At 70.2% G+C, this 24,187-nt stretch carries 23 protein-coding genes; 15 read left to right on the forward strand and 8 right to left on the reverse strand.

All coding sequences use genetic code 11. The features are described from left to right. The 5 genes from AB0B41_RS10395 to AB0B41_RS10415 all read right to left on the reverse strand — a co-directional run bounded on the left by AB0B41_RS10395 (nucleotide 1) and on the right by AB0B41_RS10415 (nucleotide 5,533). The gene (locus AB0B41_RS10395) at nucleotides 1–2,028 is read right to left on the reverse strand and encodes a hydantoinase/oxoprolinase family protein (RefSeq protein WP_358201245.1); all 2,028 of its coding nucleotides are present in this window, start codon (nucleotides 2,026–2,028) and stop codon (nucleotides 1–3) included. Between the two features lie 10 nt (nucleotides 2,029–2,038). Next, entirely contained in the window at nucleotides 2,039–2,263 is a 225-nt protein-coding gene (locus AB0B41_RS10400; RefSeq protein ID WP_358201247.1) for a hypothetical protein, read from the reverse strand. Nucleotides 2,264–2,378: 115 nt separating this feature from the next. Continuing rightward, entirely contained in the window at nucleotides 2,379–3,326 is a 948-nt protein-coding gene (locus AB0B41_RS10405; protein ID WP_358201249.1) for an AraC family transcriptional regulator, read from the reverse strand. Next, nucleotides 3,326–4,102 (reverse strand): SDR family NAD(P)-dependent oxidoreductase, encoded by a 777-nt coding sequence (locus AB0B41_RS10410; RefSeq protein ID WP_358201251.1) that lies wholly within the window; start codon nucleotides 4,100–4,102, stop codon nucleotides 3,326–3,328. The genes AB0B41_RS10405 and AB0B41_RS10410 overlap by 1 nt, the downstream gene beginning before the upstream one ends. A gap of 72 nt (nucleotides 4,103–4,174) precedes the next feature. Then, a complete protein-coding gene (locus AB0B41_RS10415) occupies nucleotides 4,175–5,533 on the reverse strand; it encodes a wax ester/triacylglycerol synthase family O-acyltransferase (protein WP_358201253.1) in 1,359 nt (452 codons plus the stop codon). Nucleotides 5,534–5,786: 253 nt separating this feature from the next. On the opposite strand from AB0B41_RS10415, the gene AB0B41_RS10420 reads away from it, so the two are divergent. The 3 genes from AB0B41_RS10420 (at nucleotide 5,787) to AB0B41_RS10430 (ending at nucleotide 9,169) form a co-directional block, all read left to right on the forward strand. Continuing rightward, the gene (locus AB0B41_RS10420; protein WP_358201255.1) at nucleotides 5,787–6,623 is read left to right on the forward strand and encodes a mycofactocin-coupled SDR family oxidoreductase; all 837 of its coding nucleotides are present in this window, start codon (nucleotides 5,787–5,789) and stop codon (nucleotides 6,621–6,623) included. A 104-nt stretch (nucleotides 6,624–6,727) separates the two neighbouring features. Next, complete coding sequence (locus AB0B41_RS10425) at nucleotides 6,728–7,981, forward strand: FAD-dependent oxidoreductase (RefSeq protein WP_358201258.1); 1,254 nt, start codon at nucleotides 6,728–6,730, stop codon at nucleotides 7,979–7,981. Nucleotides 7,982–8,017: 36 nt separating this feature from the next. After that, entirely contained in the window at nucleotides 8,018–9,169 is a 1,152-nt protein-coding gene (locus tag AB0B41_RS10430) for an acetyl-CoA C-acetyltransferase (protein ID WP_358201260.1), read from the forward strand. Between the two features lie 73 nt (nucleotides 9,170–9,242). On the opposite strand, the gene AB0B41_RS10435 is transcribed toward AB0B41_RS10430, so the two are convergent. Next, a complete protein-coding gene (locus AB0B41_RS10435; RefSeq protein ID WP_358201263.1) occupies nucleotides 9,243–9,650 on the reverse strand; it encodes an SCP2 sterol-binding domain-containing protein in 408 nt (135 codons plus the stop codon). A 271-nt stretch (nucleotides 9,651–9,921) separates the two neighbouring features. Here AB0B41_RS10435 and AB0B41_RS10440 point away from each other — a divergent pair, with 271 nt between their 5' ends. Next, nucleotides 9,922–11,457, forward strand: a complete 1,536-nt coding sequence (locus AB0B41_RS10440; RefSeq protein WP_358201266.1) for an acyl-CoA synthetase — start codon at nucleotides 9,922–9,924, stop codon at nucleotides 11,455–11,457. Between the two features lie 48 nt (nucleotides 11,458–11,505). On the opposite strand, the gene AB0B41_RS10445 is transcribed toward AB0B41_RS10440, so the two are convergent. Continuing rightward, nucleotides 11,506–12,132 carry a TetR/AcrR family transcriptional regulator gene (locus AB0B41_RS10445; RefSeq protein WP_358201268.1) on the reverse strand — a complete coding sequence of 209 codons (627 nt, stop codon included), beginning with the start codon at nucleotides 12,130–12,132 and terminating at the stop codon, nucleotides 11,506–11,508. A gap of 249 nt (nucleotides 12,133–12,381) precedes the next feature. Between AB0B41_RS10445 and AB0B41_RS10450 the strand changes: the two genes are divergently transcribed. The 11 genes from AB0B41_RS10450 to AB0B41_RS10500 are packed head-to-tail and all read left to right on the forward strand — an operon-like array spanning nucleotide 12,382 to nucleotide 23,510. After that, nucleotides 12,382–13,152, forward strand: coding sequence for an ABC transporter permease (locus tag AB0B41_RS10450; RefSeq protein ID WP_358201270.1), 771 nt, complete (start codon nucleotides 12,382–12,384; stop codon nucleotides 13,150–13,152). Between the two features lie 8 nt (nucleotides 13,153–13,160). Then, a complete protein-coding gene (locus AB0B41_RS10455) occupies nucleotides 13,161–14,006 on the forward strand; it encodes an ABC transporter permease (protein WP_358201272.1) in 846 nt (281 codons plus the stop codon). A gap of 7 nt (nucleotides 14,007–14,013) precedes the next feature. Beyond that, entirely contained in the window at nucleotides 14,014–15,195 is a 1,182-nt protein-coding gene (locus AB0B41_RS10460) for an MCE family protein (RefSeq protein ID WP_358201274.1), read from the forward strand. Further along, nucleotides 15,192–16,223: an MlaD family protein gene (locus AB0B41_RS10465; RefSeq protein ID WP_358201276.1), complete on the forward strand. Its 1,032-nt coding sequence runs from the start codon at nucleotides 15,192–15,194 to the stop codon at nucleotides 16,221–16,223. Before AB0B41_RS10460 ends, AB0B41_RS10465 begins: the two co-directional genes overlap by 4 nt. Continuing rightward, nucleotides 16,220–17,233: an MCE family protein gene (locus tag AB0B41_RS10470; RefSeq protein WP_358201278.1), complete on the forward strand. Its 1,014-nt coding sequence runs from the start codon at nucleotides 16,220–16,222 to the stop codon at nucleotides 17,231–17,233. The genes AB0B41_RS10465 and AB0B41_RS10470 overlap by 4 nt, the downstream gene beginning before the upstream one ends. Beyond that, on the forward strand, nucleotides 17,230–18,465 hold the full coding sequence (locus tag AB0B41_RS10475; RefSeq protein WP_358201279.1) for an MCE family protein: 1,236 nt from the start codon (nucleotides 17,230–17,232) through the stop codon (nucleotides 18,463–18,465). The genes AB0B41_RS10470 and AB0B41_RS10475 overlap by 4 nt, the downstream gene beginning before the upstream one ends. After that, nucleotides 18,462–19,700: an MCE family protein gene (locus AB0B41_RS10480; RefSeq protein ID WP_358201281.1), complete on the forward strand. Its 1,239-nt coding sequence runs from the start codon at nucleotides 18,462–18,464 to the stop codon at nucleotides 19,698–19,700. Before AB0B41_RS10475 ends, AB0B41_RS10480 begins: the two co-directional genes overlap by 4 nt. Continuing rightward, complete coding sequence (locus AB0B41_RS10485; RefSeq protein WP_358201283.1) at nucleotides 19,697–21,073, forward strand: MlaD family protein; 1,377 nt, start codon at nucleotides 19,697–19,699, stop codon at nucleotides 21,071–21,073. The genes AB0B41_RS10480 and AB0B41_RS10485 overlap by 4 nt, the downstream gene beginning before the upstream one ends. Continuing rightward, entirely contained in the window at nucleotides 21,037–21,651 is a 615-nt protein-coding gene (locus tag AB0B41_RS10490; protein ID WP_358201286.1) for a hypothetical protein, read from the forward strand. Before AB0B41_RS10485 ends, AB0B41_RS10490 begins: the two co-directional genes overlap by 37 nt. Nucleotides 21,652–21,668: 17 nt before the next feature. Beyond that, the gene (locus tag AB0B41_RS10495) at nucleotides 21,669–22,415 is read left to right on the forward strand and encodes a hypothetical protein (protein ID WP_358201288.1); all 747 of its coding nucleotides are present in this window, start codon (nucleotides 21,669–21,671) and stop codon (nucleotides 22,413–22,415) included. Nucleotides 22,416–22,424: 9 nt separating this feature from the next. Next, nucleotides 22,425–23,510 (forward strand): ATP-binding cassette domain-containing protein, encoded by a 1,086-nt coding sequence (locus AB0B41_RS10500; protein WP_358201290.1) that lies wholly within the window; start codon nucleotides 22,425–22,427, stop codon nucleotides 23,508–23,510. A 30-nt stretch (nucleotides 23,511–23,540) separates the two neighbouring features. On the opposite strand, the gene AB0B41_RS10505 is transcribed toward AB0B41_RS10500, so the two are convergent. After that, entirely contained in the window at nucleotides 23,541–24,167 is a 627-nt protein-coding gene (locus AB0B41_RS10505) for a TetR/AcrR family transcriptional regulator (protein WP_358201292.1), read from the reverse strand. Nucleotides 24,168–24,187: the final 20 nt, after the last annotated feature.

Consider the following 24,187-nt stretch of genomic DNA (forward strand, 5'->3'; position numbering starts at 1 on the left):
TCAGCCCTTCCGGATCAGCAGCTCGCCGTGGCGACCGACGGTCATCCGCTGGCCCGCCACGACATGGGTCGTGGACAGGCTCTCCACGACGACCGCCGGCCCCGAGATCTCGTCGCCCGCGCGCAGGGCCTCCCGGTCGTAGACCGCCGCCTCCTGGTCCGCGCCGTCCCCGAGGTGGCGGAGGGCGATCACCTTGGTCGGGATCAGCGGTGAGCCGGCGGCACGCTCGGGTAGCTCGGGATAGGAGACCTTCGGCGTGTCGACGACCGCGCGCACCCGGAACGTCACGCCCTCCACCGGGACCGTGTCGAAGCGGTTGCCCGAGCGGGTCTCGTAGGTCTCGTGGAACGCCCCGATCATGGTGCCGATCGCGTCGGCGTCGATCGTGCCCCCCGGAGCGGGGACGAACGGAGTCTCCCAGCTCTGTCCGACGAGCCGGGCGTCGAAGCTGCGGTGGAGGCTCACCTGGGCGCCGGGGTCGAGCCGCTCCCACAGCCGCGTCTCGAGGGCCTGGTAGATCTCGTCGATCGCCGGCGCAGCGTCCGGTCCGAGCACGGTGTAGAGGCTGCGGTCCGCGGTGAAGACCTGGTCGGTGGAGAGCAGGCCCAGCGCCGAGAACAGCCCGGGGTGCGGCGGCACCAGCACCTGCTTGCACTGCACCGTGTCGAGCACCGCAGGAAGGAGCATCGGCCCGGCGGCCCCGTAGGCGACGAGGGTGTAGTCGCGGGGGTCCACCCCGTTCTTGATCGCCACGTTGAGCACGCCCTGGGCGATGTTGTTCACACCCATCTCGTAGGCGTAGCGAACCCGACGGCCGAGGTCGAAGTCGGTGTCGAGCGACTCGAACGCCCGACGGGAGGCGTCGAGGTCGAGCGCGACCTTGCCCCCGGCGAACGACTCCGGGTCGATGATGCCGATCATCAGGCAGGTGTCCGTCGTGGTCGGCTGGCTGCCGCCGCGTCCGTAGCAGGCCGGACCCGGGTCGGCCCCCGCACTGGCCGGCCCGACCTCGATCTCACCCGACGGGCCGATCGAGACGATGCTGCCACCGCCCGCGCCGATGCTGGAGATGTCGTTGGCCAGCGCGTTCACCACGAGGTCGTGCTCGAGCTCGAACGTCGTCTCCACGAAGGGGGCACCGTCGGTCACGACGCTGATGTCGCAGGAGGTGCCGCCGACGTCCGCACAGAGCAGGTTCGGCTCGTCGATCATCGCGCCGAAGTGGGCACACGCGACGGTGCCTGCGGCGGGGCCGCTGAACACGATCCGGAACGGCTGCTCCATCGCCCGTTCGGCCGGGACCAGGGTGGCGGCGCAGTCGGCGAAGTTGAGCCTGCCGGTGAAGCCCAGATCGGCCAGACCCTTCTGCAGGCGCCCCGTGTAGTCCGAGTAGATGATCTTCATGAAGGTGTCGACGACGGTGGTCGACGCCCGGGCGTACTCCTTCGCCAGCGGCGAGACCTCGCTGGAGATCGAACAGGGCACGTCGTCGAGCACCTCCTGCACCAGCTCGCGCAGCCGCTCCTCGTGCCGGCGGTTCACGTAGGCGTTCAGCAGGCAGACGGCGACGCCGGTGACGCCGCAGCGGCGCAGCACCTCCAGCTCGGAGCGCGCCTGGGCCTCGTCGAGCTCGAACAACACGCCGCCGTCGGCGGTGATCCGCTCCCGGATCCCGCGGCGCAGGTAGCGGGGGACCAGTGGGCGGGCGGCGTCGCCGAAGCTGCGACGCCACCGGGGATCCATGATGGCGTGGGCGGGCCGCCAGACCCGGCCCATGTCCAGAATGTCGCGGTGCCCCTCCGTCGTGAGGAAGCCGATCTTGGGGAGCCGCCGGGTGATCACGGCGTTGAGCCCGTGGGTGCTGGCGTGGTTGAAGACCAACGAGCCCGCCACGCCGAGTTCCGCGGCGCCGGCCAGCACCGGCTCGTGCACGTCGGCGACGTTCGTCGAGACCTTCGCCGTCCGCACCACGCCGTCCTGCAGGCTCACCACGTCGGTGAACGTGCCGCCCACGTCGACTGCGATCATCTCGCCCTCCTCAGACCGTGTCCGACAGCAGCTGGATGGGGCCGAGCAGGTTCCAGCGCTCCCGGCTCACCGAGAACAGGCACGCCTGGCACTTCACCACCTGGAACCAGCCGCCCTCCGAGAGGACGGGATAGCGGCGCAGCTCGGTCACCCCGCATCGCGGACAGCTGCCCTCGACCGCCGCGCGTTCCAACACGAGCGGGGGGCTCGTCGTGGTGGTCGGTCGATCGGACATCGGTATCCTCCTCGTGCGTCGACGCAGGCCTCGCGCCGGCTCCGCGATCAAACTAGGAGGACTGAGACCGTCGTCACCATGGCGTGAGCGCGGGGGGACGTGCCGGGAACGAAGGTCAGCGCCCAGCGGTGCGCGAGGGGAGCTCCCCGAACCGCTCCCGGTACTTCCGGGCGAAGTGTCCGGGCTGGTAGAAGCCCCAGGAAGCGGCCACCTCGGTCACCGGTCGGCCGCCGCGCGCGAGCTCCTCGTGGACCCGGTCGAGCCGGACGGCCCGCAGGTACGCGCGGGGCGACATACCGACGAGGTCCCGGAACCCGGCCTGCAGGGCGCGCGGGCCGATGCCCGCGAGCTCGGCGAGGTCGGCGGTGCTCGTCTCGCGCTCCGGGTGCTCGTCGAGGTACGCGACGGCCGCGCGGATGCGCCGGTGCCGCGACGAGCCGCCCGGGCGGCGTAACCGACCCGTGAACTGGCTGGGCACCACCATCAGCAGCTGCGTCATCAGTGCCGCCTCGAGCTCATGGCAGGCGAGGGGCATGTCGGCCAGGCCGCCGGGCCGGGAGAGCTCCGCGTGCAGGAAGGCCGCGGTGGCCACGAGGGCCCGACCGCCCGGGGAGGAGATGTCGAAGGTCAGGTCGAAGTGGATCGGTTCCCCTTGGGGCGTGCCCGCGAGCTTCGCGGCGTGCGACTCGAGCAACTCCTTGGGGAACTTGAGCGCGTACTGCACGGCGTCCGGGCTCCACTGCACCTCGAGCGGGCCGTCCGGAAGGAAGGCGACGCCCGCCTCGCCGACCCCGGTCGTCTCCCGTCGGCCGTGCTGGGAGACCCGGGACTCCCCGGAGGTTGCCAGGTTGACGTGGTAGCAGGTCCGCATGGCGGGGCCGGCCAGGGTGGCGTCGGCGCCGTAGGTCATACGGCCGACCGTCAGGCGCGCCGACGGCACGAGATCGAGCCGGAAGTCGAGCCCGCCGCCGACCAGGCGCAGGTCGTGCTCGGAGAAGGTCCGGCTGACGTGGGCGCGGGCCTCGTCGAGGTCCGCAGTGGCATACGAGGTCCCGGTCGACATCACCGCTCCCGGGCGGGGGCCTCGTAGCCGGAGTACAGCGCGGCGCCACCGCCGTCCACGACCAGCGTCTGTCCGGTGGTGTACGCGGAGTCGTCCGACAGCAGGAACAGGGCGGTCGCGGCCTGTTCGCTCGGCGCCGCCGCGCGGCCGAGGGGCACCCGGCGTTCGCGCACGGCGTAGAGGTCCGGGGCCGACTCGGCGAACCCCCGGACCATGTCCGTGGACGTCAGGCCGGGGCCGAGGGCGTTCACCCGGATCCCGTAGCGCGCCCAGTCCACGGCAAGTGCCTTGGTCAGCCCGACCACGCCGTGCTTGGAGGCCACGTAGGCGGCACTGTTCAGCGAGGCCGCGACGCCCGCGGTGGAGGCGATGTTGAGGATGACGCCCCAGCGCTGGCGGATCATCACCTCACCCGCCGCACGAGCGAGGTAGAAGTAGCCGTTCAGATTGATGTCGATCACCCGCCGCCAGTCGGCGGGGGACATGGACTCAGGGGGCACGCTGCGGTGCACGCCAGCGTTGTTCACCACCAGGTCGACACGGCCGCCCAGGTCGAGGGCGGCGGCCACCATACGGTCCGCGGTGTCCTCGCCGGAGGAGTCACCGGCCACGGTGACGATCGGCGCCTCTGCCGCCAGCTTCTCGAGCGCCGCCGGGTTGACATCGCCGGCCACCACTCGGGCACCCTCCGTGGCGAGCGCGAGGGCGACCTCTCGGCCTATTCCCGCACCTGCGCCGCTGACCAGCGCGATCCTGCCGGTGAACCTCTCGCCCATGCCACTTCCCCTCGCCGCTGAGACGGGACCCAGCGAAAATAGAACGCGCATGAGAAAAAGTGAACAGGAAAGTCAGCGGGTCTCGGTGAACTCCTTCTCCAGTTCGACGAGTGCGTCCTCGAGGTGGCCCAGCAGCCGCTGCAGGCGTGGGACCGATCGGCGGCACCCGCTGATGCCGAAGGCGAGATCGTCGACGTAGGAGACCATCGTGATGTTGAGCGCCTGCCCGTCGACGACAACGGAGACCGGGTAGTTGTCCGTGAGCTCGCACCCGTCCAGGTACAGCCGCCGGGACACCGCGGGGACGGACGAGATGATGATGTTGAACGGCGGGCGGGGCAGCTCCGGCACACCCGGCAGCAGGTTCAGCACCGCACCGCCCATCGCGATGGCGCCCACCGCGGTGGCCGACACCTGGTCGAGCCCGGACATGACCCGCTTGCTGTGGCTGGTGCAGGCGTGGACCCGGCTCAGCCGCTCGCGCGGGTCGTCGGTGTCGGTGGCGAGGTCGCACAGGACTGCGGCCCAGCCGTTGCCGTCACGTGCGTCCGACCCGTACGGGTCGAACGCCACCGGAACCATCGCGACCAGGGGTCGATCAGGCAGTTCGCCCAACTCGGCCAGGTAGGTCCGCAAGGCCCCGGCGCACATGGCGATGGCGACGTCGTTCGTAGTGGTCCCCGCCCGGGCGGCGACGTCCCGCAGGCGCTGCTTCGGCCAGGCGTCCCCCGCGAACCGCCGCGCCGCCGAGACCGGACCGTTGAAGCGGGTCGCGGGCGCGGCGAAGGGAGGCGGCGCCCCCCGGGGCGAGAGCACGTCGGCTGTCGCGCGCAGGAAGCCCGGCAGTGAGCGGGCGACTTCGCCGACCACGGCCGCGACGTCGAGGGTCCGGCCGAGGGCGCGCGCCTTCGGTGGCTGGGCGTCGCGAGGTCGGATCCATGGGGCGGTGGCGCCACGTGCCGACGGATCGGGTGACAGGCCGCCGAGCAGGTGCCTGCCCATGTTCACCCCGTCGAACTGCGCATGGTGCATCTTGGTGCAGATCGCGAACCGGCCGTCCGTCAGACCCTCGACCAGCCGTGCCTCCCACAGCGGACGATCCCTGGGTAGCGGCGTCTCGTGAAAGGACGCGACGTACTCGAGCAACTCGCGGATCCGCCCGGGATGCGGGAGGCCGACGCGGCGGATGTGGAGTGTCAGGTCGACGTCCTCGTCCTCGGCCCACGCGAACTGTCCGGCCGTCCGCAGGGACCGGTAGGGCCTGCGGCGGAACGAGGGTTTGAGTCCGGCCGGGTCGGTCATCCGTGCATAGAGATCGTCCAGCAGCATCGAGGATGCGTCGGCTCCCGGCCGGAAGATCTGGAGGGCGACGACGTGGCTCGGGCTCGTGCCGGACTCCGCCCAGAGGTAGACGGCGTCGGTCGCGGGCACCAGTGGCATCCGTACCGCCCTTCAGTCCTGCTGATTTCGAATGTGAATGAAAACACGCCCTGCCGACGGCGTCGATCGCCCTCCGGGGCGACTGGCATTCTAATCGGTGTTCGATTCGGCATAGGATCGCCGTGAGGCCGACCGTGCGGCGCCCGCGAAGGTGGCCCGCGGCCGAATCCGTCGGGGTCCAGCGGGTGCGGCCGGTCGAGCGCGGACCGGCAGGTGGCCGGTCGGGAGTGGAGGTCGTCGGAGCATGGCAGGACGGGTGGCGAGCAAGGTCGCGCTCATCACGGGAGCGGCACGCGGACAGGGGCGCAGTCATGCGGTCCGCCTCGCGGAGGAGGGCGCCGACATCATCGCGGTCGATGTCACGACGCAGATCGAGAACATGCCGTACCGGACGGGTACCGCCGAGGAGATGGCGGAGACGGTGGCCGAGGTCGAGAAGCTCGACCGCAGGATCATCGCGCTCGACGTCGACGTGCGGAACCTCGACGCCCTCACCGCCGGTGTCGACGCGGCCGTGGCCGAGCTGGGCAGGCTCGACATCGTGTCCGCGAACGCCGGCATCGGGGGGACGCCCCAGCTCACGCATGAGATGTCGGACGAGACCTGGCAGCAGATGATCGACATCAACCTGACCGGCGTGTGGCACACCGTGAAGGTCTCGGTGCCGCACATCCTCGTCGGCGGCCGCGGCGGCGCCATTGTGTTGACGAGCTCGGCGGCCGGCCTGCAGGCCTACCCGAACATCGGGCACTACGTCTCGGCCAAACACGGTGTCGTCGGACTCATGAAGACCCTCGCCGTCGAGCTCGGCCCCCAGCGCATCCGCGTGAACAGCCTGCACCCGACGCAGGTCGACACGCCGATGATCATGAACGAGGCGTCGTGGAAGCTCTTTCGGCCAGACCTGGAGAACCCGACCCGCGAGGACTTCGCGCCGGCGTCGCAGTCGATGAACGCCCTGCCGATCCCGTGGGTGGAGCCGGTCGACGTCAGCAACGCGCTGCTGTTCCTGGCCTCCGACGAGGGGCGCTACGTGACCGGGGTGCCGTTGCCGATCGACGCCGGCTGCGTCGTCAAGTAGTCCGCGTTGCGGTGCCGGCCCCGTCCGTCCGGCGCCGCCGCGTTGACGCACCCTCCGGCAAAGTTTATTCTCAATTCAAAAGTTCCCGACGGAAGGTGCCACCGATGACGCCGCCCCAGGACCTTCGTCTCGTGATCGTGGGGGCCTCCCTCGCAGGTCTGAGGGCCGCCGAAGCCGCGCGGCACGCAGGGCATCGCGGACCGATCGCCCTCGTGGGTGCCGAGCAGCACCTGCCCTACGACCGCCCGCCGCTGTCCAAGGCGTACCTGGACGAGGCGGAGGTGCCCGCGGTGCACTTCCGCGAGGTGGACCACCTCCGCGAGGACCTCGGGATCGAGCTGGTCCTGGGGGAGCCCGCGTCGGGGGTCGACCCGGATGCCGGCGAGGTGGTCGTCGGCGACCGGCGCGTCGGCTACGACCGGCTGGTGATCGCGACCGGTGCCCGAGCCCGGATGCTGCCGGGCACCGAGGGCCTCGGCGGGGTGCACGCGCTGCGCACCCTGGACGACGCCGTGGCTGTCCGCGCGGCGCTCGACGCAGGCGCCCGGACGGTCGTGGTCGGCGCCGGCTTCATCGGGTCCGAGGTGGCGTCCGGCGCACGCAAACGCGGTCTGCCCGCGACGATCGTCGAGGCTCAGGGGACACCCCTCGTGCGGGCCATCGGCGAGGAGATGGGCACCGCGTTGTCGGCCCTGCACGCGGCCCAGGGCACGGACCTGCGCTGCGGCGTCGGGGTCGACGGGCTGGAGGGTACCGACCGGGTCACCGGGGTGCGGCTGGCCGACGGCACGGTGCTGCCCGCGGACCTGGTCGTCGTCGGTATCGGTGCGATCCCGGAGACCGAGTGGCTCGAGGGCTCGGGACTGAAGCTGGACAACGGCGTCGTGGCGGACGAGTACCTCGCCACCTCGCTGCCCGGGGTCTACGCCGCCGGAGACGTGGTCCGGTGGCGCAACCCCCTGTTCGACGACGGCCCGACCGGTGGCCTCATGCGCATCGAGCACTGGACGAGTGCCGCGGAGCAGGGGGCAGCCGCCGCGCACAACGCGATCGACCCGGCCTCCGCGAAGCCCTACGAGACCGTCCCCTACTTCTGGTCGGACTGGTACTCGAGCCGGATCCAGTTCGTGGGGGTGCCCGACGCCGACGAGGTCAAGGTGGTGTCGGGCTCGGTGGAGGAGCAGAAGTTCGTCGCCCTCTACCGCACCGGGGACCGGCTGACCGGCGCGCTCACCCTCGACCGGCGGGCGGATGTGATGAAGTACCGGGTCCAGATCGGACGACGCACAAGCTGGGCGGACGCACTGGCGTTCGCCGAGAAGCGGAACGCGGCCGCGGCCGCCAAGGCCGCGGGCTGACCCGCGGTCGCCGAACACACCGAGGAAGTGGAACTCATGGGCGAGGCCTACATCGTCGACGCCGTCCGGGCGCCGGTCGGGCGCCGCAAGGGCGGACTGTCCGGGGTGCACCCGGCTGATCTCGGCGCGTACCCGATCCGGCACCTCGTGGACCGGACGGGCATCGATCCGGCGGCGATCGACGACGTCATCTACGGCTGCCTGGACGCCATCGGTGCCCAGGCGGGTGACATCGCGCGGACCTGTGCGCTGGTCGCGGGACTGCCGGACACCGTGCCGGGTACGACGGTGGATCGGCAGTGCGGGTCGAGCCAGCAGGCGGTGTCCTTCGCCGCCCAGGCCGTCATGTCCGGCACTCAGGACCTGGTGGTGGCCGGTGGCGTACAGAATATGAGCCAGTACCCGATCCTGAGCTCGTTCGCCGCGGGCGAGCCGTACGGCGCGACCGACCCGTGGACCTCGAGCCCGGGGTGGGTGCAGCGGTACGGGACCCAGGAGATCACCCAGTTCCGCAGCGCGGAGATGATCGCCGAGAAGTGGGAGCTCTCCCGGGAGGACATGGAGGTCTTCGCGCTGGAGAGCCATCACAGGGCGCTGCGGGCGATCGACGAGGGTCGCTTCCAGCGGGAGATCGTCCCGGTCGGCGACGTGGCTGTGGACGAGGGGCCCCGGCGGGACACCTCACTGGAGAAGCTGGCAGGCCTGAAGACCCTGAGCGAGGGCGGCAGGCTCACCGCCGGGGTGTCCAGCCAGATCTCCGACGGGGCCGCCGCCCTGCTCATCGCCTCGGACAACGCGGTGAAGACCCATGGGTTGACCCCGCGGGCCCGTATCCACCACGTGTCGGTCCGCGGGGCGGACCCGGTCTGGATGCTCACCGCGCCGATCCCGGCGACGGAGTACGCCCTGAAGAAGACGGGCCTCTCCATCGGAGACATCGACACGGTCGAGATCAACGAGGCCTTCGCGTCCGTGGTCCAGGCGTGGATCAAGGAGACCGGAGCCGACCCGGCGAAGGTGAATCCCAACGGCGGCGCCATCGCGCTCGGCCACCCGCTGGGAGCCACGGGCGCCCGGCTGATGACCACCATGCTGCACGAGCTCGAGCGGACGGGCGGTCGCTACGGGTTGCAGACGATGTGCGAGGGCGGTGGGCAGGCCAACGTCACCATCATCGAGCGACTCTGAGGCTTCGGTCGACGCATGCAGAGGGGGTGGCCACCGCGGTAGCCACCCCCTCCGTCGTCCACGTTCGTCCGCGTCAGACGAGCAGGTCCTCCCGGCCGTCCGCCTTGAGCGCCTCGACGTAGACGGGGAAGAGCTTCTTGCCGAGCGGCGAGAGCGCGAGCAGCTTGGCCACGTTTCCCTCGACCTTGATCTTGTTGCGGGCCATGGCGAACGGAAGATTCACCTTGCCCTGCCAGTAGGCGTTGGCCGTCTCGGTCGACATGATCAGTGCGGCGTCCGGGGTCGGGCCGCCCTCACCGCCCTTGTAGACCTTGTGGTTCGCCAGATCGACGACGACGGAGGAGTCCGGCTCGGTGCATCGGGTCTCGAACACCATCCCGGTCGACGCCATCTTCTCTCCCAGCTCGGGGTCGGCGAAGCCCTTCTCGAAGATGCCTCCGACGTACTTGAACAGCTCGTCCTCATTGGCGAAGCCGGGCATGGAGTTCTCCCTGTCGTGACCGGTGGAAGGGGGAAGGCCGGGACCGCGTCGGCCTCGGACCTGCCGGTCAGGCTGACATTTTTCTATCCGCGAGTCAACGATGCCGTGGCCGTGGGTGATCAGTGGCAGACCGCCTGTCACCGACGGGCCGTCGCGGGTCCGTACCGACCTTGTACGCGACGGCGGCGTGCCTCTAAACTTAAGACAGATTAAATACCGTTGCCCGGCGCGACGGTCCGGACCTGCAACACACCGACGTGGAGGCCGAGCCATGTACCCAGGCAAGTACGCCGCCGAGACCCCGGAGAAGGTTGCCGCTCTCTTGGCGGACACGGGGGAGGAGCTCACCTACGGTGACCTCGAGGACCGGTCGGTCCGCCTCGCGCACGTCTTCCACGACGCCGGTCTGCGCCCCGGCGACGTCGTGGCGCTGCTGACCGAGAACAACCTGCGGGCCTTCGAGGTCTACTGGGCCGCAATGCGGTCGGGGCTCTACGTCACGGCCGTGAACCACAACCTGGCACCTGACGAGGTCACCTACATCGCCAACGACTCGGGTGCCGCGGCGCTGGTCGTCTCGCAGGCCAAGGCCGAACTCGCCACGGCGGTCGACCGTGCGGGAGTGGGTGCGCGGCTCAAGCTGGCGTTCGGGGGTCCGGTCGAGGGGTACGCGTCCTACGAGGACGCGTTGGCGCAGGCCTCGGCGGAGCCGTTCGACGACCAGCCCCAGGGCGCGCCGATGTTGTACTCCTCCGGCACGACCGGTCGCCCCAAGGGCGTGCGACCGCCGCTTCCGCCGGTGCAGGTGGACCAGATCGGCGATCCGCTGGTCGGGCTCGTCGGCCAGGCCTTCGGCATCGGTCCGGACACCCGCTATCTCACTCCGGCCCCGCTCTACCACGCGGCGCCCCTGCGCTGGAGCGGCGCGGTGATGGCCCATGGCGGCACCGTGGTCATGCTGCGCAAGTACGACTCCGAGGCCGCGTTGCAGGTGATCCAGGACCAGCGGATCACCCACGGGCAGTTCGTGCCCACCATGTTCGTCCGGATGCTCCAGCTGCCCGAGAACGTCCGTGCCGGCTATGACGTGGCGTCGCTGCGGGTCGCCGTGCACGCCGCGGCGCCGTGCCCGGTCGACGTGAAGCAGGCGATGATCGACTGGTGGGGGCCGATCCTGGTCGAGTACTACGCGGGGACCGAGGGCAACGGCATGACCATGATCGACAGCAGGACCTGGCTGTCCAAGCCGGGCTCGGTCGGACGCGCGGTCGTCGGGACCCTTCACATCTGTGACGACGAGGGCAAGGAGGCAGCGACCGGCGAGGTCGGCACTGTCTTCGTGGAGCGCGAGACCACGCCGTTCCTCTACCACAACGACCCGGAGAAGACCCGCGAGGCACAGCATCCCGAGCACGCGAACTGGACGACGTTGGGGGACATCGGCTACGTCGACGAGGAAGGCTTCCTCTTCCTGACCGACCGCAAGTCCTTCACGATCATCTCGGGCGGGGTCAACATCTACCCGCAGGAGATCGAGAACGTGCTCGCGCTGCACCCGGCGATCCTCGACGTCGGGGTAATCGGTGTCCCGGACCCCGAGATGGGGGAGTCGGTCAAGGCCTTCGTACAGCCGCGGCCCGGCGTGGAGACCTCGCCCGAGCTGGAACAGGAGATCATCGCCTTCGTGAAGTCCAAGATTGCGCACTTCAAGGCGCCACGGAGCGTCCAGTTCGTCGACGACCTCCCCCGGACGGAGACCGGGAAGCTGGTCAAGGGCGACCTGAAGAAGAAATACGTGACCGCCTGATCGACCGCTGACCCGAGGGCTCCCCGTCTCACCGGCGGGGAGCCCTCATCAGTTCCGGGCGGGTGCCCGGCGTGGCGCTCCGGCGTAGAGCGTGCGCCAGACGACGGCTGCGAGCGCCGACACGGACCGCTCGTCGGTGAGCTCGCCGCGGCGGGCGTGCAGGTAGAGGCCACGGTCCAACATGGCGACCAGCCAGGCGACGGTCGGTTCCGCGTCTATCCACGGGTCGACCGTCCCCCGGACCTGGCCCTCCGCCACGTGCTCGGCGATGAGCTGTCGCGCTAGCGTGTACATGCGCTCGAACTCCGAGCGGACCCGACGGTCGTGGGAGGACTCCTCGGTGAGCGCTTCCATCATCACACGGTGCCGTCGGTAGGTGTCCAGGATCGCGGCGAAGGCGGCTCGCATGTCTGCCTCAGTGGCGTCTCCGCGTAGATCGGTCCAGTCGGTCCCGGCGGCCACGACCTCGTCGACGACGTCGCGGGCAAGCAGTGCCAGCAGATGGCTCTTGTCGTCGAAATGGGCGTAGAACGTCGAGCGCGCCATGCCCGCGGCATTGGCGATCTGCTCGACGCTCAGGTCTCGGTAGCGAAGACCCGACCCGAGCAGGTCGAGGACTGCGGGGGCCAGGCGCGCCGCCATGAGGGCGCGTCGCTCCGCCAGGGGTTTCGCCACCGGACCGGGCACCGAGGCCCCTCTCGTTCGACATTCGACTCTTGAATTCAACTGATTCAACGCGCGAACCCCCCGGACGTGACGCCTGTCAGGAACAGGCCGACGTCGCCGCCGGTGGCACCCACCGAAAGAGTGATCCGAGAGCGGCGCTGAACTTTCGGACACTCTGTCCGTCACTTGCTCTTCGAACCCTCGTTAAAGACGTAGCGCGGGCCACCGGAGGCCGCAGGACAGGAGAGTGTGTCGACGATGGCGACGGGACCGACCTCGGCGCTCGCGAGACCGCTGAAGCCGCTCGGCGGCTTGATCGCGATGTCCCTGGACACCTTCCAGGCGATGTTCCGGCGCCCCTTCCAGTGGCGCGAGGCGATCCTCCAGATGTGGTTCATCATCCGCGTCTCGATCGTGCCGACGCTGCTGGTCATGCTCGGCTTCACGTTGCTCGTGATCTTCGAGGTCAACCTGCTGCTGAAGGACCTCGGAGCCCTCGACCTCTCGGGCGGCATCGCCGGCATCGCGTCCATCCAGCAGATCGGGCCGTTCGTCACGGTCGTCGTGGTGGCGGGCGCCGGTGGCACCGCGATCTGCGCCGACCTCGGCGCCCGGACCATCCGCGAGGAGATCGACGCGATGATGGTCCTGGGCATCGACCCCATCCAGCGGCTCGTCGTGCCCCGGATGCTGGCGATGGTCGTGGTGGCGCAGGTCCTGAACTTCATCATCGGGGCCGGCGGGCTGATCGGCGGCTACTTCTTCAGCGTGTACCTGCAGGGGGCGACCCCGGGCGCCTACGTCGACAGCGTCCCGCTGTTCACCGGGCCGGCCGAACTGCTTTTCAGCATGATCAAGGCGCTGGTCTTCGGGATCATCGCCGCGCTGATCGCGTGCTACCGGGGGCTCACGGTCTCCGGCGGGTCCAAGGGTGTCGGCGACGCCGTCAACCAGGCGGTGGTCATCACGATCACCGTGCTGGTCCCGGTGAGCCTGACCATCACCATCGTTCAGTTCGCAGTCCTGTAGGAGACGGAATGGCAATGCGGAACGCGGGCGTGACGGTGAGGCGTGTCGCGAGCAGCCCGTTGCGTGTCCTGGACACCCTCGGTGAGCAGGGTCTGTTCTACGGGAAGGTCGTCGGCTCGGTCCCCGCCACGCTGCGGCGGTACAAGAAGGAGCTGCTGCGCCTCATCGCGGAGATGGGGATGGGGGCGGGCGCGCTCGCCCTGGTCGGCGGGTCGGCGGTCATCGTCGGCTCGATCACCTTCTTCGCGGGCGCCGTCGCCGCAGCGCAGGGCTTCGAGTCGTCGTCCAACATCGGTGTCGGCTCGCTGTCGCCGCTGCTGGCGGCGTACTTCACGGCGCGACTGTCCACGCCCCTGCTGGCTGGCGTCGCCCTCGCGGTGACGATCGGCGCGGCGACGACCTCGCAGATCGGCTCGATGCGGATCTCGGAGGAGATCGACGCGCTCGAGGTCATGTCGGTGCCCTCGATGCGGTACCTGGTCACCACCCGCGTGCTGGCCGGGCTGATCGTCATCACGCCGCTCTACGTCTTCGGCTCGCTCGCGGGCTTCCTGGCGGACTACCTGATCCTGGTCTTCTTCTACGACACGGGCGCGGGCAACTTCAGCCACTACTTCTTCCTCTACCTGAGCCCGCTCGACATCCTCTTCGCGTACATCCAGGTCGTGGCGATGGTGATCGTGGTGATGTCGATCCACACCTACTACGGCTACACCGCCAACGGCGGCCCGGCGGGTGTGGGGGAGGCCGTGGGGCGGTCGGTGCGCTCGTCCCTGTCCGGTGTCATGATCGTCAATCTCCTTGTCGCGATGGCGCTGTACGCCAACTTCAACACCTTCCACCTGGCCGGGTGAGGAGATCGTGAACGACACGCTCAGGACCCGCGTCGTCGGCGTCGCCATGATCGGCGTCCTCGTCGGTCTCTTCGCGCTCGCCGCGGCCTTCTACGCCCAGGTCTTCGTCAGCCGGGTGCCCGTCACGCTGAAGGCGGACAGGGCCGGCCTGGTCATGGACGCCGGCAACTCCGTCACGCTGCGGGGTGTCCAGGTCGGGACGATCACCGACGTCCGTCCCGACGGCGACGGTGTCGAGCTCGTCCTCGGTCTCGACCCGGACGAGATCGAGCGGATCCCCGCCAACGTGCTCGCCGAGATCCAGCCCGCGACGATCTTCGGGGCGAAGAACGTCGCGCTCGCGCTGCCGGACAGCCCGAGCGCGACTCCCCTGCGCAGCGGCGCCGTCCTGGACAACCGCCAGGTGACGGTCGAGGTCAACACGGTGTTCGACAACCTCGCCGTCGTCTTGCGCACGGTCGACCCCAGCAAGATCAACGCGACGTTGGGCGAGCTGTCGAAGGCGCTCGACGGCAGAGGTGACGACATCGCCGGATTCGCGAGCACGGCGGACGGCTACCTGGCGAAGATCAACCGTAAGCTGCCCGTCCTGCAGCGCGACCTCCAGGACCTCGCCACCACCACGCAGACGTTCGCGGACATCAGCCCGGACTTCATACGCGTGCTGGACAACCTGACCGTGACCGGCGGATCCATCGTGGACGAGGCGGACCAGCTCGACGGGTTCCTCCTCGACGTCACGGCGCTGGCGGGGAACGCGAACGACCTGCTGTCGCAGAATCGTGCCCACCTGGTGACAGCACTCGACCTGCTGCGCAGCCCGGCTGCGCTGCTGAACCGCTACAACCCCGGTCTCGGTTGCTTCGTCACCGGCCTCGACGAGACACGCAAGCTCCTGGAGCCCGTCGTCGGCGGGGAGTCGGGGGAGGTGCGGCTGAACACCACGCTGAGCATCGGTCAGGCGCCCTACACGGCGCCGGACGACCTCCCCGAGATCGCGGCCGGCAACGGTCCCGCCTGCCACGGTCTCCTGTACCTCGATCCCGACGAGCGGCCGAGCCCACATCTGCGCACGGACACCGGGGCCGACCCGAACCCGAACACGGGCAACGACCTGCGGGTCGGCACACAGGACTTCGCGAGGATCCTCTTCGGACCACTCGCCACCGCCGCCGGAGGCGACCGATGAAGGTCCGTAGCGAGCTGATCAAGGTCATCGCCTTCCTGCTCGTCGGCGTGTTCTTCGGCGGCCTCCTCTGGGTCACGCTGGGGCGGGGGACCCTGGGCGTCTCCACCTCGACCTACACCGCCGACTTCACCGACGTCAGCGGTGTGCAGCAGGGCGACCTGGTGAAGGTCGCCGGAGTCGACGTCGGCCAGGTCACCGGCATCGCGATGTCGAAGGACAACCAGGTCGCGGTGAGCTTCGACGTCCGGGAGGACCAGCCCGTCCTGGGCGGCACCAAGGTGCTCGTGCGCTACGAGAACCTCATCGGTGACCGGTACCTGGAGCTGGCCGACGGGGCGGGGGACACCGCTCCGCAGGACCCCGAGGTCGTCATCCCCACGACGCGGACCGTGCCCGCGCTCGACCTCGACGTCCTGCTCAACGGCTTCAAGCCGCTCTTCCAGGGACTGCAGCCGCAGCAGGTCAACGACCTCGCGACGGATCTCATCGGCACGCTGCAGGGCCAGAGCGGGACCGTCGACTCGTTGCTGCGGCACACCGCCTCGCTGACGGGGACCCTCGCCGACCGTGACGCCGTCATCGGCCGGGTCGTGACCAACCTCAACGAGGTCCTCGGCACCGTGGACGGGCGGGACGAGCAGCTGAGCCAGACGCTGGACCAGCTGCAACAGCTCGTGTCCGGGCTGGCTGGCGACCGCGAGACCATCGGCGCCTCGATCAGCGAGATCAACGGCTTCGCAGGTGACCTCGCCGGGCTGCTCGGCGAGGTGCGCGGGCCGCTCCAGGGCACCATCGCCGAGGTAGGCCGTACGGCCACGGTCCTCACCGACAACAAGGACTCGCTCAACGCGGTGCTGGCCCAGCTGCCGGTCGCCTACCAGTCGCTGGACCGCGTCGGGTCCTACGGCTCATTCTTCAACTTCTACTTGTGCAGCGTCCAGGTGAAGGTGACCGGCCCCGAAGGACAGCCCATCACCTCGCCCGTCTTCGGGTCCAGCCAGAACACCCCGAGGTGTCGACTCCCATGATTCGCTTCCGTGACAAGAACCCGGTGGTCGTGGGCGCCGTCGGCCTGGCCGCCATCCTGGTCGTGCTGGGCCTCGCGCTGAACTCCACCGCTCTGCTGAACATCGGTGGCACTGGCCACAGCGCCCTGTTCTCCGAGGCCGGCGGCCTCAAGGAAGGCGATCCGGTGAAGGTGGGCGGCTTCGACATAGGCCGGGTGACGGCCGTCGAGCTCGACGGCCCGGACGTCCGCGTGGACTTCCGGGTCACCGACCCCGAGGTCGTCCTCGGGTCACAGACGTCCGCGGCGGTCTCCGTCGCCACCGTGCTGGGGGACAAGTTCCTCAAGCTCACGCCGGCCGGCGACGGCGAGTTGGACGGCGCTGACCCGATACCGCGCACGCGGACGGCGGCGCCCTACGACCTGCCCGACGCGCTGTCGACCCTGACCACGAAGTCAGAGGACATCGACGTCGACCGGCTGTCCACGGCACTGGACACCGTCTCCGAGACCCTCGACGGCAAGGGCCCGCAGCTCCGCACGGCCGTCGATGGCGTCGGCAGGCTGTCCCAGACGATCGCCTCCCGGGACGCCCAGCTGCGCGAGCTGCTCGGACACGCCCAGCAGGTGACCGGCGTGCTGGCCGAGCGGTCCGACCAGGTCAAGCTGCTGATCACCGACGGCAACCTTCTGCTGGGCGAGCTCCAGCAGCGGCAGCGCGACATCAGCGCGCTGCTGGCCAACGCCTCGGCGCTCGCTGCCGAGCTGAACGGGCTCGTCGCGGACAACCGGGAGCAGATCGGCCCGGCCCTCGACCGGCTCAACGAGGCCCTCGAGATCCTCCAGCAGAACGAGGACAACATCGCCAAGATCCTCAAGGGCGCCGTCGGCTACGCGACGGGCGTGGGCGAGGCGGTCGGCAACGGGCCGTTCTTCAACGCCTACGTGCAGAACCTCATTCCGGGCAATCTCATCCCGTTGTCGGACTACCTGCCCAAGCTCGACGCACAGCCGCAGGGAGGTGGCCGGTGACCCGCATCCTGGACCTCAAGGTCCTCGCCGCGTCGGTCGTGGCGATCATCGTGGTGGGGATGGTCGTGGTGCTCAGCGTGGGCGGGCAGCGCCACGCGACCGCCTACTTCACCTCCACCACCGGCCTCTACCCGGGCGACGAGGTCCGGATCCTCGGTGTTCCGGTGGGCAAGATCGACGCCATCACCCCCGAGGGTGGGCAGGTCAAGGTCGACTTCCACTGGGACTCGGATCAGGACGTGCCCGCGGACGCCCAGGCCGCGATCGTCGCACCGAGTCTGGTGACGACCCGCTATCTGCAGCTGGCCCCGCGCTACACCGGGGGCGCCACACTCGACGACGGAGCGACCATCCCGCTGGAGCGCACCGCCGTGCCGGTGGAGTGGGACCAGATCAAGGACCAGCTCTCGCGGCTGTCCACTGCGCTGGGCCCGGTCGCGGACGACCCCGACGGCTCGCTCGCGCGGGCCCTGTCGGTCGGCGCGGACACGCTCGGCGGCCAGGGGGCGGGCCTCAACGAGACGCTCAAGAACCTCGCCGCCGCGACCACCACGCTCGCCAACGGCTCCGACGACCTCTTCGGCACCGTCGACAACCTGCAGGTCTTCACGGCGGCCCTGGCCACCAGCGACCAGCAGATCGAGGAGTTCGGCCGCAGGCTCGCGTCCGTCTCGTCCATCTTGGAGGACAGCCGGGACCAGCTCGGCAACGCGTTGTCCGACCTGCGCGGGGCCGTCGTGACGGTCCGGCGGTTCGTCGAGGACAACCGCGACCGGCTGGGCACCTCGGTGAACCGGCTCGCCGGCGTGACCGGCATCCTCGCCGCCCAGCAGGAGGACCTGGCCGGCGTGCTGCACGCGGCGCCGATCCCGATCGTCGACCTCTACAACGCCTACCACCCGCACACAGCCTCGTTGCACGGCCAGCTGTCGGTGGCGAACCTGCAGAACCCGTCCCTGTTCGTCTGCTCGGGCATCGCCGCAGCGGGCAACCTCGACCCACAGGAGGCCGCCAAGCAGTGCGCGACCTACCTGGGGCCGCTGCTGGACCTGCTGACGATGAACTACCCGCCGGTCGCGCTCGACCCGGTGACCCGTGAGGGCAGCGTGCCCGTGCCGGCGAGCCCGCGGGACGCCGCACCCGCCGACGGGCAGCCGTCGAACATCCTTCCGCCGGTAACCGGTCAGGGCGGGCTGTCGGAGCTGTTGGCCCCGCGAGGAGGAGAGCGATGAGGAACCTGCGGGCACTGGGCGCCGGCGCGGTGGGGGTGGTCCTCTCGGTGGCACTGACCGGCTGCCAGTTCGAGGGCGTGAGCTCGTTGCCCCTGCCGGGTGGTGTCGGCACGGGCTCCAGCGCCTACACGGTCGACGTGGAGCTGCCGGACGTCGGGACGCTCAAGCCGAACGCCCAGGTCAAGGTGGGTGACATCGCCGTCGGCACGGTGACGGGTCTGAGCACCCGGGACTGGCACGCGATCGCGACGGTCAGCCTCGGCGAGGGCGTCGAGCTGCCCGCCAACGCGGTCGCCGCGGTAGGGCAGAACAGCCTGCTCGGTGCGTCCTATCTGGAGATGGGCCCGCCGGTCGACGCCGCTCCCACCGGACGGCTGCGCGCGGGTGATGTCGTGCCGCTCGCGAGGACGAAGGCGTACCCGACCACCGAAGAGGTCCTCGCGGCCACCTCGTTGGTGCTCAACGGAAGCGGCCTCAACCAGCTCAGTACGGTGACTCGCGAGCTGGACCGGGCCCTCGGGGGCGAGGACGGCGCGGTAGGGCGGCTGCTCCCGCAGTTGGACACCGTGGTGACCGGACTCGACGCGCAGCGTGACGACATCACCACCGCCCTGGACGGTCTCGACCGGCTCTCCGGTGAGCTCGCCGGGCAGACCAGCACCATCTCCGCCGCGCTCGAGCAGCTCGGACCCGCGCTGGCCGTCCTGAACGACGAGAAGGCCGACCTGGTCAGGGCACTCGACCGCCTGCGGGCACTGAGCGCCACCGGGACGCAGGTGGTGCACGAGAGCGGGGGGAACCTCACCGCAAACCTGCGCGACCTGCAGCCGGTGCTGAAGACGCTCGCCGATACCCAGGAGCACCTGGTGGGGTCGCTGGGCCTGCTGCTCAGCTTCCCCTTCCCGGCCGCCACCACCCCGATGGCGTGCAGGGGCGACTACTGCAACCTCGGCCTCACCATCGACCTGCAGCTGAGCAAGATCGACGCCGACCTGCTCACGGGGACGCCGTTGCAGGGCAGCCTCTTCGGCGTGCAGAACCTGCTCGGCGGCCTCGCGCCGGGGCAGGCGGGGGATGCGGCCGATCCCCTGCGCAACCCATTGGGAGAGCTAGCCGGACAGCCCGAGGCCACGGCCTCCCCGCCGGCACCAGTCCCGGCCGCGGAGGAAGCACCGCAGCCGGAGCCGCAACAGCCCGGTGGTCTGCTCGGTTCGCTCCTCGGGGGTGGACGATGATTCTCACCAGGTTCGTCCGCGGCCAGCTGCTCGCGCTCACCGTCGCCTCGATCGTCGGCGCGCTCGTGCTCGGCACGGTCTTCCTGCGGGTTCCGGCGGCGCTCGGGATCGGCAAGTACGACCTGACCGCCGAGTTCACCGACGCGGGCCGGCTCTACGAGGGCGCCGAGGTCAACTACCGGGGAAGTGCCGTCGGGCGGGTCACCGCCGTGCGGCTGACCGACGCCGGCGTGGCCGCCCACCTCCAGATCGACTCCGACGTCGACGTCCCGCGCAGCGTGCGCGCCGAGGTGCACAGTCTCTCGGCCGTCGGCGAGCAGTACGTCGACCTGGTCCCCGAGTTCCCGGCGGGCCCGTTCCTCGCCGCCGGGGACGTCATCCCCGTGGCCCAGACGTCCGTTCCGATCCAGATCGGCCCGGTGCTCGACCAGGTCAACGCCGTCGTCGCGAAGCTGCCCGCCGACGACCTGAACACGGTCGTCGACGAGGCCTACGCCGCGTTCCGCAACAGCGGAGGAGACCTGCAGCGCATCATCGACAATGGTGGCCGCTTCGTCCGGGCCGCGGACGCGAACTACCCCGCGACGGCCCAGCTGCTCGACGACCTGCAGCCGGTGCTGGGCTCGGTGAACGAGATCTCGCCGGAGCTGCGCTCGCTGACCGCGGACCTGGCCGGCGTGACCGACCAGCTCCGGGCGAGCGACCCGGACATCCGAGGCCTGCTCGCCAACGGGCGGCCGTTCGCGAACGAGGTGAACGGCCTGCTCGACGACGTGCGGGGGCCGCTGCCGGTGCTGCTGGCGAACCTGGTCACGGTCGGCGGAGTCCTGGACACCTACTCGCCGAATCTGGAGACGATCCTGGTCGCCTATCCCGCACTCGTCGCCGGGGGGCAATCCGCGGTCCTGCCGAACGGGGCCGACAACAAGGTGAACGTTGATCTCGACGCCGCTCTGAACAGCCCGCCCGCCTGCACACAGGGTTTCGTCCCCGCGGACCAGTGGCGCGACCCTGCGGACACCTCGCCCGGCCCCTGGGTGAGCGCCTTCTGTCGGCTCCCGTCCCAGGACCCGAGCACTGTGCGCGGCGCCCGCAACACGCCCTGCGCGGACAACCCGGGGACGCGCGCCGGCACCGTCGCCGACTGTCGCGGCGGCCGGGCGCCGGTCGTGGCCCCGGACAACCCACCGTTCCCGCCCGGCTCGGCACTCGCTGCCGTGTTCGGCGGCGGGGCCGCCGCTCCGGACCCGCTCGCGGGGCGCCCGATCGGCCCCGATGGCACGCCGTACTACCTCCGCAACGTCGGAGCCCCCACCGCACCCGAGGAGGACATGACATGGCAGAGCCTGCTGCTCCGTCCGGTCGGCAACTGAACGGGAGCACCTCGGTGCTCGACGCCGACCACGAGGCCGACGCCCGCCCCACCACTCGGCTCGACGCGGTCGAGGCGGGACCGCGGAATGCCCCCCGCGGCAGCCGGTCACGCGCGGCAGCGATCGTCAGTGCCATCGCGGCGCTGGCGACCGTGGCCGCGCTGGTGATCGGGGTGGCGGCCTGGAACGGCGAGCGCAACGCTGCCGACGGCCAGGCGGCGGCCGACGCCGCCCGCCAGGTCGCCACCTACCTGACGAGCATCAAGGCGGACAGCGCGGACGCGGACCTGCAGCGCCTGCTGGACGCTTCCACCGGTGACTTCCGGGATCAGTTCGCCCAGCGTCGCGACCCGTTCGTGCAGATCGTCCAGCAGGCAAAGGTCTCCACCGAGGGGCAGGTCGTCGCCGTCGGGCTGGACAGCCTCGACGGCGACACCGCGCGCGTCCTCGCCGCCGTGCACTCGCAGGTGACCAACAGCGCCGCCACCCAGCCCGAGAACCGCGACTACCGACTGTCCATGACCATGCAGCGCGTGGACGGCCGCTGGCTGGCGTCGGCCGTCGAGTTCGTCGCGTGAGCGGGAGGGACCACACCATGACCACTCGACACGACGATCGGGACACCGATCTCCTCGACGGAGTCGTCGACGACCGGAAGGAGACCACGGACGCCACGGAGACCAGGACCGTCTCCGATGTCGCCGCCGAGGGAGAGGACGGCCTGACGGGTGAGGGCGGGAACGCCGCGTCGACCCGCACCGGGCTCGGCGCACGGCTCGGGGCCCTGACCCGTCCGCTGCGCGTGGCGGCCGCCCAGCCGGCCCGACTGTGGTCGGGGTACCGGGCACTGCTCCGCAGGCGCCCTCGCGCCGTCCTCGTCGCAGCGGGAGCCGTCGCCCTCGTCATGCTGGCCCTTGCGAGCACCGGCGCCTTCCTCCTGCACAAGGACTTATCCGCCGTTGCGGACCGGGACGCCGCCCGTGCCACCGCGGTCCGGACCGTGCCGCAGCTGCTCAGCTACGAGCCGGCCTCGGTCGACGGGATGCTGGACCGGCTCGGGGCGGACCTCACCGACGGATTCCGGCAGGACTACGGCACCCTGATCACGCAGGTCGTCGCGCCCGCTGCGAAGAGCCAGCAGATCACGACGAAGGCCGAGGTCACGAGCAGTTCCGTGGAGCTCGATTCGCAGGCGGCGGACGAGGTGACGGCCCTGTTGTTCGTCAACCAGACCACCCAGGCGCCCGCGGCGGCCTCGCCCGCCCAATCCGGCAGCCGGGTCCGCGTCGTCATGGACCGTGTCGACGGCCGCTGGCTCGTCGCCGACCTCAAGCCGATCTAGGGGCGAAGAATGCCAGGAGTCGAAGTCACGGTCGAGGGGCTGACGAAGTCCTTCGGGCGCGCGAACATCTGGTCGGACGTCACGCTGACGCTGCCGCCCGGTGAGGTCAGCGTGCTGCTCGGCCCCTCCGGCACCGGCAAGTCGGTGTTCCTCAAGTCGCTGATCGGGCTGCTCAAGCCGGAGAAGGGCTCGATCGTCATCCACGACACCGACCTGGTGCGGTGCAGCGAGAACCGGCTCTACGAGATCCGGAAGCTGTTCGGGGTGCTGTTCCAGGACGGCGCGCTGTTCGGCTCGATGAACCTCTACGACAACATCGCCTTCCCGCTGCGCGAGCACACCAAGAAGCCGGAGTCGGAGATCCGCGACATCGTCGCGGAGAAGATGGACATGGTCGGGCTCAAGGGCGACGAGAAGAAGCTGCCCGGCGAGATCTCCGGCGGCATGCGCAAGCGTGCCGGGCTGGCCCGGGCGCTGGTGCTCGATCCGGAGATCATCCTGTTCGACGAGCCGGACTCCGGGCTGGACCCGGTGCGCACGGCGTACCTGAACCAGCTGATCATCGACCTGAACGCGCAGACGGACGCGACGTTCCTGATCGTCACCCACGACATCAACACCGCGCAGACGGTGCCGGACAACATCGGGATGCTCTACCGCAAGCACCTGGCGATGTTCGGCCCGCGGGAGGTGCTGCTCACCAGCGAGGACCCGGTGGTGGCGCAGTTCCTCAACGGCCGCCGGCAGGGCCCGATCGGCATGTCGGAGGAGAAGGACACCGCCCAGGCGGCCCGGGAGATGGCCGAGGTGGACGAGCTGTCCGGGCTGCCCCCGATCAAGCCCCAGCTCGACGCCACCGCGGGCCTGCCCGAGCGCAAGGCCGTGGCCCGCCGGCAGCAGCGGGTGGCGGAGATGATGCACGCCCTGCCGCCCGCCGCGCAGGAGGCCATCCGCCGCTCCCAGCAGGAGCAGACCTCACCGCCCGTCCCCCAGATCGTCGTCGGCGCCGCCCCGTACGGCCGGCCGTCGTCGGAGGCCGAGACCAGGGAGATCCCGAGGGTCCGCCCCGACGGGCCTCAGCACCGGCTGCCGTAGTTCTCCCTCCTGCGGCCCGGGCGAGAGACCTCAGGGCCGCAGGGCGTGGAGCACCATCGACTTCGCCACGGCGATCACCTCGTCGAGGGATCCGCGCTTTGCGTCGAACCACTCCACGGACCAGTTCAAGGCGCCCAGTACCAGCATCCTCCCGACGGACGGCTCCACGTCGGACCGCAGCAGACCCGCTGCCGCCAGGTCCTCGATCAGGCCTCGCCAGATCTCGTTGTACTGCGCCACCGTCTCGAGCGCGCGGCGGCTGAACTGCTCGGGCATCTGGTTCGCATTGCGGATCACCGCCCGCGCGTAGTCCGACAGCTCGAGCTCATGCCGCAGGTGTGCCTCGACCGCGGCCGCGAGCCTGTCCGACGGTGACGTGGTCGCCGGGAGCTCGGCGAGCCGCTCGGTCAGGAACTCGTGCATCGCCTTCGCCCCGGCGAAGAGGACCGCCTCGATCAGATCCTCGCGGGACGGGTAGTAGTAGTAGATCGCGGGGGCTTGGACGTGTGCCTCCTCGGCGATGTCCGAGAGGCGTGTTCCACTGAAACCCTTGCGCGCCAGTACCTTCGCCGTCGCGTCGAGCAGGCGCGCGCGGGTCCGGGCCGACTTGGAGTCGGCACTCTCCTGGTCGGTGGGCGCGATCGTCTTGCGGGGCACGATCTCAAGGATATGAGAAG

Origin of the sequence: Pseudonocardia sp. NPDC049154 (assembly GCF_040648315.1) — a bacterium.
In the GTDB taxonomy this organism is placed as follows: Bacteria; Actinomycetota; Actinomycetes; order Mycobacteriales; family Pseudonocardiaceae; genus Pseudonocardia.

What these genes read in the sequence shown, in the direction of transcription:
- AB0B41_RS10395 (WP_358201245.1), bottom strand. Translation starts at nt 2,028, where the DNA reads ATGATCGCAGTCGACGTGGGCGGCACGTTCACCGACGTGGTGAGCCTG.
- AB0B41_RS10400 (WP_358201247.1), bottom strand. Translation starts at nt 2,263, where the DNA reads ATGTCCGATCGACCGACCACCACGACGAGCCCCCCGCTCGTGTTGGAA.
- AB0B41_RS10405 (WP_358201249.1), bottom strand. Translation starts at nt 3,326, where the DNA reads ATGTCGACCGGGACCTCGTATGCCACTGCGGACCTCGACGAGGCCCGC.
- AB0B41_RS10410 (WP_358201251.1), bottom strand. Translation starts at nt 4,102, where the DNA reads ATGGGCGAGAGGTTCACCGGCAGGATCGCGCTGGTCAGCGGCGCAGGT.
- AB0B41_RS10420 (WP_358201255.1), top strand. Translation starts at nt 5,787, where the DNA reads ATGGCAGGACGGGTGGCGAGCAAGGTCGCGCTCATCACGGGAGCGGCA.
- AB0B41_RS10425 (WP_358201258.1), top strand. Translation starts at nt 6,728, where the DNA reads ATGACGCCGCCCCAGGACCTTCGTCTCGTGATCGTGGGGGCCTCCCTC.
- AB0B41_RS10430 (WP_358201260.1), top strand. Translation starts at nt 8,018, where the DNA reads ATGGGCGAGGCCTACATCGTCGACGCCGTCCGGGCGCCGGTCGGGCGC.
- AB0B41_RS10435 (WP_358201263.1), bottom strand. Translation starts at nt 9,650, where the DNA reads ATGCCCGGCTTCGCCAATGAGGACGAGCTGTTCAAGTACGTCGGAGGC.
- AB0B41_RS10440 (WP_358201266.1), top strand. Translation starts at nt 9,922, where the DNA reads ATGTACCCAGGCAAGTACGCCGCCGAGACCCCGGAGAAGGTTGCCGCT.
- AB0B41_RS10450 (WP_358201270.1), top strand. Translation starts at nt 12,382, where the DNA reads ATGGCGACGGGACCGACCTCGGCGCTCGCGAGACCGCTGAAGCCGCTC.
- AB0B41_RS10455 (WP_358201272.1), top strand. Translation starts at nt 13,161, where the DNA reads ATGGCAATGCGGAACGCGGGCGTGACGGTGAGGCGTGTCGCGAGCAGC.
- AB0B41_RS10465 (WP_358201276.1), top strand. Translation starts at nt 15,192, where the DNA reads ATGAAGGTCCGTAGCGAGCTGATCAAGGTCATCGCCTTCCTGCTCGTC.
- AB0B41_RS10470 (WP_358201278.1), top strand. Translation starts at nt 16,220, where the DNA reads ATGATTCGCTTCCGTGACAAGAACCCGGTGGTCGTGGGCGCCGTCGGC.
- AB0B41_RS10480 (WP_358201281.1), top strand. Translation starts at nt 18,462, where the DNA reads ATGAGGAACCTGCGGGCACTGGGCGCCGGCGCGGTGGGGGTGGTCCTC.
- AB0B41_RS10485 (WP_358201283.1), top strand. Translation starts at nt 19,697, where the DNA reads ATGATTCTCACCAGGTTCGTCCGCGGCCAGCTGCTCGCGCTCACCGTC.
- AB0B41_RS10490 (WP_358201286.1), top strand. Translation starts at nt 21,037, where the DNA reads ATGGCAGAGCCTGCTGCTCCGTCCGGTCGGCAACTGAACGGGAGCACC.
- AB0B41_RS10495 (WP_358201288.1), top strand. Translation starts at nt 21,669, where the DNA reads ATGACCACTCGACACGACGATCGGGACACCGATCTCCTCGACGGAGTC.
- AB0B41_RS10500 (WP_358201290.1), top strand. Translation starts at nt 22,425, where the DNA reads ATGCCAGGAGTCGAAGTCACGGTCGAGGGGCTGACGAAGTCCTTCGGG.